Annotated in this window: 13 protein-coding genes; 7 read left to right on the top strand and 6 right to left on the bottom strand. The window is 50.8% G+C overall.

Annotated features, from left to right (window positions below):
• Window positions 1–76: 76 nt before the first annotated feature.
• From lptM to yigB, 6 genes are read left to right on the top strand one after another with little or no spacing between them, the layout of a single operon-like run.
• On the top strand, window positions 77–190 hold the full coding sequence (gene lptM / locus L4D12_RS14500; RefSeq protein ID WP_428448561.1) for an LPS translocon maturation chaperone LptM: 114 nt from the start codon (window positions 77–79) through the stop codon (window positions 188–190).
• 25 nt (window positions 191–215) lie between these two features.
• Window positions 216–1,475, top strand: coding sequence for a diaminopimelate decarboxylase (lysA, locus tag L4D12_RS14495; protein WP_428448560.1), 1,260 nt, complete (start codon window positions 216–218; stop codon window positions 1,473–1,475).
• An 8-nt stretch (window positions 1,476–1,483) separates the two neighbouring features.
• Complete coding sequence (dapF, locus tag L4D12_RS14490; RefSeq protein ID WP_428448559.1) at window positions 1,484–2,314, top strand: diaminopimelate epimerase; 831 nt, start codon at window positions 1,484–1,486, stop codon at window positions 2,312–2,314.
• Entirely contained in the window at window positions 2,311–3,033 is a 723-nt protein-coding gene (locus L4D12_RS14485) for a DUF484 family protein (protein WP_428448558.1), read from the top strand. Before dapF ends, L4D12_RS14485 begins: the two co-directional genes overlap by 4 nt.
• Window positions 3,030–3,932: a tyrosine recombinase XerC gene (gene xerC, locus L4D12_RS14480; RefSeq protein WP_428448557.1), complete on the top strand. Its 903-nt coding sequence runs from the start codon at window positions 3,030–3,032 to the stop codon at window positions 3,930–3,932. Before L4D12_RS14485 ends, xerC begins: the two co-directional genes overlap by 4 nt.
• Before the next feature lie 44 nt (window positions 3,933–3,976).
• On the top strand, window positions 3,977–4,696 hold the full coding sequence (gene yigB / locus L4D12_RS14475) for a 5-amino-6-(5-phospho-D-ribitylamino)uracil phosphatase YigB (protein WP_428448556.1): 720 nt from the start codon (window positions 3,977–3,979) through the stop codon (window positions 4,694–4,696).
• Between the two features lie 96 nt (window positions 4,697–4,792).
• On the opposite strand, the gene L4D12_RS14470 is transcribed toward yigB, so the two are convergent.
• The 4 genes from L4D12_RS14470 to L4D12_RS14455 are packed head-to-tail and all read right to left on the bottom strand — an operon-like array spanning window position 4,793 to window position 7,135.
• Complete coding sequence (locus tag L4D12_RS14470) at window positions 4,793–5,248, bottom strand: DoxX family protein (protein WP_428448555.1); 456 nt, start codon at window positions 5,246–5,248, stop codon at window positions 4,793–4,795.
• A gap of 2 nt (window positions 5,249–5,250) precedes the next feature.
• Window positions 5,251–6,018, bottom strand: a complete 768-nt coding sequence (locus tag L4D12_RS14465; RefSeq protein ID WP_428448554.1) for an HvfC/BufC N-terminal domain-containing protein — start codon at window positions 6,016–6,018, stop codon at window positions 5,251–5,253.
• Window positions 5,999–6,844 (bottom strand): MNIO family bufferin maturase, encoded by an 846-nt coding sequence (gene bufB, locus L4D12_RS14460; RefSeq protein WP_428448590.1) that lies wholly within the window; start codon window positions 6,842–6,844, stop codon window positions 5,999–6,001. Before bufB ends, L4D12_RS14465 begins: the two co-directional genes overlap by 20 nt.
• 24 nt (window positions 6,845–6,868) lie before the next feature.
• Complete coding sequence (locus L4D12_RS14455; protein ID WP_428448553.1) at window positions 6,869–7,135, bottom strand: BufA1 family periplasmic bufferin-type metallophore; 267 nt, start codon at window positions 7,133–7,135, stop codon at window positions 6,869–6,871.
• A gap of 292 nt (window positions 7,136–7,427) precedes the next feature.
• Here L4D12_RS14455 and uvrD point away from each other — a divergent pair, with 292 nt between their 5' ends.
• Window positions 7,428–9,599: a DNA helicase II gene (uvrD, locus tag L4D12_RS14450; RefSeq protein ID WP_428448552.1), complete on the top strand. Its 2,172-nt coding sequence runs from the start codon at window positions 7,428–7,430 to the stop codon at window positions 9,597–9,599.
• A 111-nt stretch (window positions 9,600–9,710) separates the two neighbouring features.
• Here the strand turns inward: uvrD and L4D12_RS14445 are convergent, their stop codons facing one another.
• Together L4D12_RS14445 and ggt are read right to left on the bottom strand one after the other, a co-directional pair.
• A complete protein-coding gene (locus tag L4D12_RS14445; RefSeq protein ID WP_428448551.1) occupies window positions 9,711–10,274 on the bottom strand; it encodes a chalcone isomerase family protein in 564 nt (187 codons plus the stop codon).
• A gap of 211 nt (window positions 10,275–10,485) precedes the next feature.
• Window positions 10,486–12,255: a gamma-glutamyltransferase gene (gene ggt, locus L4D12_RS14440; RefSeq protein WP_428448550.1), complete on the bottom strand. Its 1,770-nt coding sequence runs from the start codon at window positions 12,253–12,255 to the stop codon at window positions 10,486–10,488.
• Window positions 12,256–12,288: the final 33 nt, after the last annotated feature.

The raw sequence follows: 12,288 nt of genomic DNA, 5'->3' as shown, positions 1-12,288 counted from the left end.
CGGTTCATCCTATTGCTTTTCCTAGTGTGGGTGCGATTATAGAGGGCTATGACATGATAATCACTGGCTTTGACATATGCGTAAAGGTTTATTAGCAATTTTACTCCTAGGGGTGCTTGCCCTGACCGGTTGTGGTCAGAGTGGGCCGTTATACATGCCTGACGATGCCGAGCAGCAGCAACAACCATAAGCGATCAGACAGGGAAGAGACTACATTGGATTATTTTAACTACCAGCAAGACGGTCAGCTCTGGGCCGAAGATATTCAACTTACCACGCTAGCGGAGCGTTTTGGTACGCCGCTGTATGTTTACTCACGAGCGACGTTAGAGCGCCATTGGCATGCTTTTGATCAGGCGGTTGTGGATCATCCACACTTGATTTGTTATGCGGTCAAAGCGAACTCTAATATTGGGGTGTTGAATGTATTAGCCCGCCTTGGTTCCGGCTTTGATATTGTGTCCGGTGGTGAACTAGAGCGTGTGATTGCCGCTGGCGGTGATCCGGCCAAGGTGGTTTTTTCCGGGGTGGGGAAAACCGCCGCAGAAATGCAGCGAGCTCTTACTCTGGGGATTAAGTGTTTTAATGTGGAATCAGAGCCTGAGCTGGAGCGTTTAAATCAGGTTGCTAGCAATATGGGGCTTGTGGCTCCGGTGTCTTTGCGGATCAATCCTGATGTCGACGCCCACACTCACCCTTATATATCGACCGGATTGCGTGACAATAAGTTTGGTATCGCCTTTGAACGTGCTCCAGAGGTGTATCGTTTAGCACATCGCTTGCCACACCTTGAGGTGGTCGGCATGGACTGCCATATTGGCTCTCAGTTAACCGCTATCACTCCCTTTATTGATGCGACCGATCGCTTGCTTGCGTTGATCGATAATTTAAAATCCGAAGGCATTGTGATCCGTCATTTGGATGTCGGGGGGGGGTTAGGGGTGACCTATAATGATGAACGCCCACCCGAGCCGGCTGAGTATGCTCAGGCGCTGATGTCGCGTTTGACCGGGCACCCTGAACTGGAATTGATTTTTGAACCCGGACGGGCAATTGCTGCCAATGCCGGAGTGATGCTGACGCGCGTGGAATACCTCAAGCATACCGAATATAAAAACTTCGCCATTGTTGATGCGGCGATGAACGATATGATCCGACCAACGCTATATCAGGCGTGGCAGGCGATTGTGCCCGTGATTCCCCGTGCTGGTGAGGCGGTGAATTATGATTTTGTTGGGCCCATTTGTGAAACTGGTGATTTTTTAGGAAAAGATCGTGCGTTATGCCTAGAGGTCGGTGATGTGCTCGCAGTACGTTCTGCCGGTGCGTATGGTTTCGTGATGTCATCAAACTACAACACCCGTGCCAGGGCCGCAGAAGTCATGGTGGATGGTCAGCAAGCTCATGTCGTACGTGAGCGTGAAGTGTTGACTGAACTGTGGCAGTTAGAACATCTGCTGCCGGAATCACGATAAGGAACATCATGCAGGTACTCTTTTCGAAAATGCACGGTTTGGGTAACGATTTTATGGTCGTCGACTGTGTTACCCAGAATGTATTTTTCTCGCCGGATGCGATCCGGCGCTTGGCAGACCGCCACCGTGGTGTGGGTTTTGACCAACTCTTGGTGGTAGAGCCGCCTTATGATCCGGAGACGGACTTTCATTACCGGATTTTTAACGCTGATGGCAGTGAAGTCGAGCAGTGTGGTAACGGTGCTCGCTGTTTTGCGCGTTTTGTCTGGATGAAGGGGCTAACGAATAAGTACCAAATTTCAGTCAGTACCAAGGCGGGTAAAATGTCACTGAAGCTGGAAAATGATAATCAGGTGACAGTGAATATGGGGGCGCCCATTTTTGAACCGAGCAAAATTCCTTTTCGAGCCAAACAGAGTGAGAAAACGTATATCTTACGAGCGGGTGACGCGACACTCTTCTGTGGTGCGGTGAGTATGGGGAACCCACATTGTGTCACGGTGGTGGATAATGTAGATACTGCGGATGTGGACACGTTGGGACCGATACTCGAATCTCATGAGCGCTTTCCTGAACGGGTTAATGCTGGCTTCATGCAAATTGTGGATCGCAATACGATTCGGCTGCGGGTGTATGAGCGAGGTGCCGGAGAGACCCAAGCTTGTGGTAGCGGTGCTTGTGCCGCCGTCGCCGTGGGATGTAGTCAGGGGTTGCTTGATAGTCATGTGACGGTTTCGCTGCCTGGTGGTGATTTACAGATCCGCTGGCAAGGTGAGGGGAAACCCTTGTATATGACCGGTCCAGCGGCCCATGTGTTTGATGGGCAAATGATACTATGACGGTAATGACAGAGGTCTCGCGGCTCAACTGTGTTGAAACTGCTGCTGTAGCGAAAGAGACGGGAACATTAACCGAGCAGGATGTGGCGGCGTTTTTACAGGAAAATCCTGACTTTTTTATCCGTCAATCCGATCTGTTGACGCGGATCCAGGTTCACCACAACGAACGCGGAGTGGTATCACTGGTTGATATTCAGCTCGAGCGGCTACGTCAGCAAGTGGGGGAGCTAGAGAGTAAAATGCAGGGCTTGATTAACGCAGCAGCGAAAAATAGTCAGCTCTTTGACATCTTTGCCCGTGCTCAGCAGCAACTGTTCCAGACCCATAATATTTATCAGGCTTTTGGTGTATTGGAAACATTGGCCGATCAGTTGGGGTTAGAGGTCGGGTTACGGTTGTTTGATAGCATGGATGACAGCCTTTATCTCGATCGTCGATCGTTTGAGCATTTTCGCTGTGCTCGACTGGCTTCACGCTCTGTGTATTTGGGCCGATTACGTAAACAAGAAAGCGAATTGCTGTTTGAGCATCCGCCACACCTCGGCTCGTTCGTGGTGGTGCCGCTGGGGAATGAGCGGCTAATTGGGGTTTTGAGTTTTGCCAGTGTGGATGGCGGTCATTTCCAACCGGAAATGGACACCTTATTTGTTGAGCAGTTAGCCGTTGTACTGACACGGTTAATCCATCACTGGGAATATACTCGAGAGGTCATTGAATGAGTTTACCCGCCGATCTAGAGCAGCCACTGCTACGGTTCTATGAATATTTGCGCAGTGAGCGTGAGCTTAGCTTGCACACCCAGCAAAACTATAAACGGCAGCTGACCACCATGGCGGAGCAGTTGGTGAGTTTAGGGGTCAGTGACTGGCAGACGGTGGATGCCGGTTGGGTTCGGCAGTTGGCGAGTAAAGGCATGCGTGATGGTCTAAAGGCCAGTAGCCTGTCGATGCGGCTCTCGGCATTACGTAGTTTCTTTAGCTATTTAGTGTCGTTGGGGTTATTACCTGCAAATCCAGCGAAAGGGGTCTCGGCCCCGCGCAAGGCAAGGCCGTTACCCAAAAACCTGGATGTAGATGAAATGGATCAGTTGCTGAGTGTTGATGGTGACGATCCGTTGTCGATTCGTGATCGGGCAATGATGGAGCTGATGTATGGCGCAGGATTGCGTTTATCAGAGTTGGTGAATCTTGATGTGAAGAATATCAGTCTGCGCAAGGGTGATATTCGGGTGATTGGTAAAGGTGACAAGGAGCGGATTGTTCCGTTTGCTGGCTTGGCTCGGGAATGGGTCGGGAATTGGCTGAAGGTGCGTTCGCAACTGGCACAAGCCGGGGAGCCGGGTTTGTTTGTTTCCAAGATTGGTTCGCGGATCTCTAACCGTAATGTCCAGAAGCGTATGGCGGAGTGGGGGCAGAAACAGAGCGTGTCGAGTCATATTAATCCGCATAAATTACGCCATAGCTTTGCAACCCATGTTCTTGAATCATCAGGTGATTTGCGTGCGGTGCAAGAATTGCTTGGCCATGCCAATCTTACAACAACCCAAATTTATACTCACCTCGACTTCCAGCACTTGGCGAAGGTCTATGATGAGGCGCATCCTCGTGCCAAGCGTTAATGACCGCTTTCTAAACCGGTAACAAAGATAGTAAGTAGGTAGCGATGCAGTTTTACCGTGATTTTCCACCGCCGAAGGCGTTAACCTTTGATCTTGATGACACCCTGTATGATAACCGGCCTGTGATTCGCCGAGCCGAACAGGCTATGTATGATTGGCTGGCTAGCTGTCATCCACAAAGCAAGATGATTGGCCGTGATCGTTGGCAGGCGTTAAAGATGGCATTAGCAGCGGCAGATCCAATGTTGCGGCATGATGTGACCCAGTGGCGTTTCGAGCTGATTAAAATCGGCTTGATGCAGTTGGGATACCCTCTGGCCAAGGCGGAGCTTGCGGCCGAAGATGGCTTAGCGAGAGTGCTGGTGGTGCGAAATCAAGTAGACGTGCCGGATGAGACTCACCGGGTCTTGTCGTTGCTCAGCCAGAAATTGCCGCTAGTGGCGATCACCAATGGTAACGTTGATGCGGATAAAATTGGTCTTGCGGGCTACTTTGAATCAGTATTGATGGCTGGGCGTGATGGCTTGTCTAAGCCCGAGCCAGATCTGTTTATTAAGGCCTCGGTGCAGCTAGGGTTGGCCCCCGACGAGATCTTGCATGTTGGCGATCACTTAGTTACCGATGTTGGTGGGGCAAAGCTCAATGGTTTCCGTGCTTGTTGGTTTAATGATCAGCAGCGCATGCTCAGTCAGGAGCCTAAAGTCAGAGGGCTACCCGATATGGAAATCAACCAGTTGTCGCAGTTACTGTTGCTGATCCCTTAGTGGTTGGTGTCATCAGTAACGGGTACTTTCGTTTTCCGCATTAAGGGCAGCTTACGCTGCCCTTAATCATATTTGGGAGACGGCATGCTCGATTTTTTATTGCAGTAGACTTTGCTTAGGCTCGTTGCTAAAGAGCCGATCTAGCGAAATAGCCCCGGCCCCCCAGAATACATTCACCAGCAACATCATTCCCCACAGTTGGTGGTCAAAAAAACCGTTCTCCCATAATAGCGGGTAAGACACGACCGCCATCATATTAAACAGAAATAATGCCAGCGCCATCGGGCGGGTAAATAGCCCCAGAGCCAAAAAGACCGGCAAAATAAGCTCGGCAGTCGTACCGAGGTAAGCGGCGATATGCCATGGTAGCAGCGGCACCTGATATTCGTATTCAAACAGGTATAGGGTGCTATCCCAGCTGGAATATTTCACCATCCCGGATTTGAAAAATACCCAGGCCACCCAGATACGAGTGAAGAGCAGTAAGAGCGGAATAAGTGGGTCGGTGATCCGTTGGGCCGTGGTATCAATTTGTTTAAAGAAATTCAGCATGCTCATATTCCTTTTGGCAACCCGTCAATGTGAGTGAATATTTGTTGCTGGATCAGTTCATTGAGTTGACTCAGCATCGGTGCAGTGGCGTTGCTCAGTGGTTGGTGTTGTTGGCACAACCGCAGTAGCGAGGTCGCATCAGGGGGACATTTCACGACCACGATCCCCGTTGTTCGCAACTGGATGATGGCGGATTCTGGTTGGTTGAGATCAATCGCGTCAACTTGTTCAGTCTTGATCATCTGCCACAAGCTGGCCACTGGGTAGAGAGAATCTGTACAGCCAGTGGGTTCAGCCACGTTGAATTGTAATTGGCCAATATTGTTCTCAGTGATATGACTGAGCTGGTGGAATGGGAAGTTGGGTGAGTAAGGCGTGAGTTGGCTTATTTGATCGATCAGCCACTCTAGCCGAGCTAAGTCGGCCAGATAGGGAACCGCTTCAACGAGTGAGGGATGTTGTTCGATAGTGTTGGCCAAGTGCTCGCCATAGTGGCTGACGTCCCCTTGTTTCAACGGCAGGGCCAGAACATGCAGGCGGGTTAATTGGGCAAAGCATTCCTCACCGACAACGGCAAGGGTACAAGGGTAGGCCGCTTCCAAGACTTCTGACAAGCTGATGATGAAATTGTTGCGGTAGATCTGGAGGAGCTGCTCTGCCGGGAATGCCCCCGGACAAATACATTCACTGACCGTACTAGGTTGATAATGCAGGGCATCGGAAAATGCCTGCTGAAGTTCGTATAAGGATTTAGGGGGCATGTTGTCCATGGCGAGCCTCCTGCTGGATGATGATTTCGGCCTTGCGGGCCTCCCCTTGTAAAACGGGGAAATCAGGGATATCAAGATCCCATTCGATGAGGGTCGGGACTAAGCCGTGTTGTGCGCTGTGCTGACGAATCCACTGGCGGTAAAGTTGCCAGACAGGATCGCTGACTGGACGGCTGTGGGTATCAATCCAGATCTCACCTTCGGCATATCGCTTGACGGTAAAGCCGGCCAGATGGATCTCTTTCACCGCACGGGGATCCAATGCGGCCAAGTAGGTTTCGCAGTCAAAACCGTGATTGAAGGCACTGACATAAATGTTATTCAGATCGAGCAATAGTCCACAGCCCGTACGTTGCTGTACCTGCTGCAGGAACTCCCATTCAGGGATCACCGAATGAGAAAAACGTAAGTAACTCGACGGATTTTCAATCAGTAGCTGCCGGCCAAGAAAGTCCTGAACTTGTTCCACTTTTCGGCAGAAATGGCGGAGAGCCTCTTCGGTGTAGGGCAGCGGCAGTAGGTCATTAAAGTATTGTCCGTTAACCGAACTCCAGCTGAGATGATCGGAGACGGCGATAGGATCAATGTCATTAACCAGTTGTTTAAGCTGCAGGAGGTGTTGAGTGTCCAGAGGGTCGGCTGAACCCAGAGACAGGCCGATACCATGACAGCTGATTGGGTAGTGGTTAGCAATTTCTTTGAGTTGTTGGCGAGCGGGAGAGTGGGCAGAAAAATAGTTCTCGCTGTGAATTTCAAGCCAGCCTATATCTGGTTGCTCAGTGAGGATGGTCTGAATGTGGGGGGGGCGAAGCCCCACCCCGACCATTTTGCGAGTTGATAGCCGATCCAATTATTTACTTCCTGTACTGCCACCCACAAGACGGTCGCAGAGGCCTTTGGGAACCATGACGAATGCATCTTTTTGACCATCAACCTTGGCCGTACCGGCACAAGAACTGGTTTTCGTTGCGCAGTCATTCTTTCCTGCTTTAGAAACGCCATAACATTTCTCTTTACCTTCAGCAGCAACGGCCGTGGTGGTGGTCATCGCCGTACCAGCCAGAGCCAGTAGACCTGTAACAGCAGTGGCAAGGGCGATATTGGTTGTCTTTTTCATGGTTAATCCTCTTTGGTATGTGCTGACCGTTGCAAGTTATCGCAACATTTTCCTGGTTAGGGTTTGGTATCTTTATGATGCTCTCGATGTATAAGAAAGGGAGATAGGATAATTTATTTCACCCTGATTTCATTTTTTTAACCCTTTGTTAACGTAGACCAGTTCGAAGGATAGAACAAAAGTGTTTGTGCAACGGGTGATAAGAGCGCTGATTCGGTATCTCGGTGGCTCGCATCCTGGCGGGCTTTGCGGTTATAATCATCACCATTGTATAAATAACCAGTAGAGCGCGATGGACGTTTCACTTCTGTTAGATGGCCTGAATGACAAGCAACGCGAGGCGGTGGCTGCGCCGCTAGGGAATCACCTAGTGTTAGCGGGTGCCGGGAGTGGTAAAACCCGGGTTCTGGTCCATCGTATCGCCTGGTTGATGACGATTGAGCAGGCCTCTCCGTATTCGATCATGTCGGTGACATTTACCAATAAGGCAGCCGCTGAGATGCGAGGCCGGATCAACGAGCTGATGCATGGTTCGTCTGCCGGTATGTGGAACGGTACGTTTCATGGCTTGTGTCACCGGATGTTGCGCGCTCATTACCTTGATGCGAATTTGCCGGAAGATTTTAATATCCTCGATTCGGATGATCAGTTACGTCTGTTACGCCGTTTGATAAAAGCGCAGAATTTAGATGAGAAGCAATGGCCTGCGCGTCAGGCGGTGTGGTACATCAACAGCAAGAAAGATGAGGGCTTGCGCCCGCAGCATATTGATACCTTCAATGATCCGGTGGAGCAGACGTGGTTACGTTTATATACCGCCTATCAGGAAGCGTGTGATCGTGCTGGGCTGGTCGATTTTGCGGAATTGTTGTTACGTGCCTTCGAGTTGTTGCAGCGGAACAAGCACGTTCGTGAGCACTATCAGGCTCGCTTCAAGCATATTCTGGTCGACGAATTCCAAGATACTAACAATATTCAGTTTGCCTGGTTACGTTTGATGGCAGGCCCTGGCTGTAATGTGATGATTGTCGGAGATGATGATCAGTCTATTTACGGTTGGCGTGGTGCGAAGGTAGAAAATATTCAGCGTTTCCTGCGTGATTTTAACGGTGCCAGTTCGATTTTTCTTGAGCAGAACTACCGCTCAACCGGGAACATTCTGAAAGCGGCTAATGAACTGATCGCCAATAACAATGAGCGGATGGGTAAGAACCTCTGGACCGATGGGGCCGACGGTGAGCAGATCTCGATATATTCCGCATTCAATGAGCTGGATGAAGCCCGATTCGTCGTTGGCAAAATCAAAGAATGGCGCGATAACGGCGGTGCATTACAAGATACCGCGATGCTGTACCGTAGTAATGCTCAGTCGCGGGTATTGGAAGAAGCGCTGATCCAAGCGGGGATGCCATATCGCATCTACGGCGGGATGCGTTTCTTCGAGCGGCAGGAAATCAAAGACGCCTTGTCTTATCTGCGCTTGATGGCAAATCGTCATGATGATGCGTCGTTTGAGCGGGTGGTTAATACTCCAACCCGCGGCTTGGGTGATCGCACGTTAGATACGATCCGGATGGCCGCGCGCGATCGCGGTGCGACAATGTGGCAGGCCAGTATTGCCCTGCTTGAAGAGCAGGTTCTGGCTGGCCGCGCCGCCAATTCGTTACGCCGCTTTATTGAATTAATCAATGCACTGGAAGATGATACCCGCGAGTTACCGCTATACCAGCAGACCGATGAAGTGATCCGCAACTCTGGGTTGCGCGCGATGTATGAGCTGGAAAAAGGCGAGAAAGCCCAGGCTCGAATTGAAAACCTGGAAGAACTCGTGACCGCTACCCGGCAGTTTGAAGTGCCAGAAGAAGCCGAGGCGATGAGCCCGTTGTCGGCATTCTTATCCCATGCTGCACTGGAAGCCGGGGATGGTCAGGCCGATGATTTTGAAGATGCGGTCCAGCTGATGACCATGCACAGTGCCAAGGGGCTAGAGTTCCCGATGGTGTTTATGGTGGGTGTTGAAGAGGGTATGTTCCCCAGTTCTCGGACCACTGAAGAAGTGGGACGTCTCGAGGAAGAGCGCCGTTTGTGCTACGTCGGTATGACACGGGCGATGCAGAAGCTGTATATCACGCATGCTGAGATGCGCCGTTTATACGGTAAAGATAACTTTCATAAGCCATCACGATTTATTCGCGAGATCCCACAGGAGCACGTCGAAGAAGTCCGGATGAAGGCCAAGGTTTCGCGGCCAGCCAGCAGTGGCCGTTTTAGCCAGACGCAGGTGAATGATAACTTTAATCAGACTGGGTTTAGTTTGGGTCAGAGAGTGAGGCACCCCAAATTTGGTGAAGGAACTATCATCAACTTTGAAGGCAGTGGTGCTCAAAGCCGAGTGCAGGTGGCGTTCAACGGTGAAGGGATCAAATGGTTGGTGACTCAGTATGCCAAGCTTGATCCAATGTAAATTTGCGTTGTAATCACCGGATGGTGATATCAATAAAAAGCCCATATGACAGCATCATGTGGGCTTTTTTATTATTCAGATTGGGGTGAAAAAGGGGGCAATGCGGGAAATTTAACCGTCTAGCATCTCTTTTTTCAAACCTTTATCGATAGGGCTATCACCTAACCAAATCGCCAGCACAGCTTTGCGGAAGGCTTCGCCACTGGTAATGGCCAACTGCTCACCGTTTTTGTAGCTGATAATGCCAGTGTTTGGCACGCTCACTAACGTAAATTGATCGCCTTCTTTTATCGGGCTTGAAAAGGCGGTAATGAAAGCATTGATGTTATCGGCTATCGGGGCGGTATTACCATCGGTCGCCAGATCAAATCCTTCATGCATCGCATCAATCATCTTCTCTGAAGTGATCATGCCTGAGGTAATATTAAGGCGCACGGCTGAAACTTGCTCACCATTAATAATATTATCGGCATTGTCCATTTTCTCTGCGGTGTACAATGAGCTGACATAGAGATCCATAAAGAACTTACTGCGAATACCGGCACCGTTCAGTTGCAGCGGTTGCTCGTTATAGCTGATGGTTTCAGCTACATCGACGCCAGCAATTTCAGCGGCTGACACATTGAGGGTACTTAGCAGCAGAGTGCTGGCTAATAACAACATTTTCTTTTTCATTTTCACTCCATGAATGTAATGGATGACATATTACGACTTGATGAGGCTAACGATCCGCGCAATATCAAGGCGGTAGTAGCATTATCAGTCTCTAATTCCACCGGTATTGGCGGTTAAAGGAAAGCTGCATGTGAATATCTCTTGTTATCATACTGATAATGTATTGATACCACTACTGAATATATTAATATTCCAGCTATAGATAGCAGGCTTAATGCGCGATGACTTTTCCTTCTCGACGTGGGTCTGCGGCACCGATGAGGTCATTTCCCTTGAGCAAGATCGCCTGAATGCCTGAGTTGAGTGGTTTGATTTGGGTCTGGAAGCCCAGTTGTTCCAGTTTGGGTTGCCACCTTTGTGCTGCGGTACCTTGCTCAAGCTCAAACGGACCAAAGCGGTTATTCATATTGGGTAAGTCGATGGCTTGCTGTAGAGCTAGCCCCCAGTCGAGATGGGCAATCAGGGTTTTGGCCATATAGCCGATGATCTGGCTGCCGCCGGGAGAACCGATGGCGAGATAGGGGGAGCCTTGCTTCATCACGATGGTCGGGGCCATTGATGAGCGCGGGCGCTTTCCCGGCTCAACGCGGTTGGCGATGGGGTAGCCGTTGTGGTGGCTGCGAAAAGAAAAGTCGGTCAGTTCATTGTTGAGCAAAAAGCCACGTACCATCAGTCTGGAGCCAAAGCCATTTTCGATGGTGGAGGTCATGGAAACCACATTGCGATTTTTATCGACAATGGTGAAATGGCTGGTAGAAGGCAACTCCAGAGACTCATCCATCGCGTAATGCATGGCATGGCTCCAGGGCGGCTCTCCGGCATCGGCACTGGCTAGTGCTGTTTCTCTATCTAGCAAAGTTGCTCGTTGCTGCAGATAATCATCAGCCAGCAGGCCGTCGGTTGGCATGGGAACATAGTCACTATCTGCCATATAGCGGCCTCGATCGGCAAAGGCAAGACGAGATGCATCGCCCAATAGTCGCCAGCTGGTGGCATTATCCGGTCCCAATTGTGCCAGTGGATAATGGCTCAGTATCCCCATGATCTGGCCGAGAGTCAGGGCGCCTGAGCTCGGTGGACCCATACCGCAGATCGTGAATTGGCGGTATGGTGCGCAGAGAGGCGCCCGTTCTTTGACTGTGTAAGTAGCTAAGTCCATCGCGCTCAGTACACCGGGATTGTCCTCGTCAGTGCGCACTGCTTTCACGATATCTTTGGCTATCTCACCGGTATAAAACGCACTGGCACCCCGTTCAGCAATGTGCTGCAAGGTGGTAGCATAGGCTGGGTTTTTGAGACGCTCTCCAGCCTGAATAGGTCGACCATCGGCATGGAAGAAATAGGCGCGGGTAGCAGTAAAGCGTTTAAGGTGCTTCTCGCTGTCAGCCACTAACACTGCAAGGCGGGGGCTGACAATAAAGCCGTCTGTGGCCAATTCGATAGCGGGTTTGAAGAGTGAGTGCCAAGCCAGTTTGCCATGACGTTGATGGGTATACCACATTAGTTTGACGGTGCCTGGCGTGCCGACAGATCGTCCGCCCACTACCGCATCATAAAAGGCGAGTGGTTGGCCTTGGCTATCTTGAAACAGGGTCGGTGTGGCAGCAATGGGAGCCGTTTCGCGGCCATCGAAGGTGGTGAGCGCTTCTTGCTGGCTGTCCCAGTACACCAAAAACGCCCCGCCCCCGAGGCCGGAAGATTGGGGTTCGGTTAACCCGAGCATCAGTTGAGTCGCGATCATGGCATCGATTGCATTTCCTCCCTGACGGAGTATGGCCGCGCCAGCCTCACTGGCATAAGGATTGGCGGCCGCAACCATCCAGTCTTTACCTGTCACTACCGGCTGCACCATGCGCCCCGTTGTTGCTTCGGGGGAGATGTGATCGCTAGCTTGTGGCGTTGGTGTGGCCGCGGAGAAACCCGGCACGAGCAAAAGGGCAGAGATAAGGATGATGACTCTGTAGCGGGCATTCCATTCCATGGTGAAATCCTTTTCAATATCAGGCTGTCCTTA

This window comes from Photobacterium nomapromontoriensis (assembly GCF_050336815.1).
Taxonomy (GTDB): Bacteria; Pseudomonadota; Gammaproteobacteria; order Enterobacterales; family Vibrionaceae; genus Photobacterium; species Photobacterium nomapromontoriensis.
The sequence above is the reverse complement of the archived record's forward strand: the minus strand, read 5'-3'. Positions and strand labels throughout refer to the sequence as shown.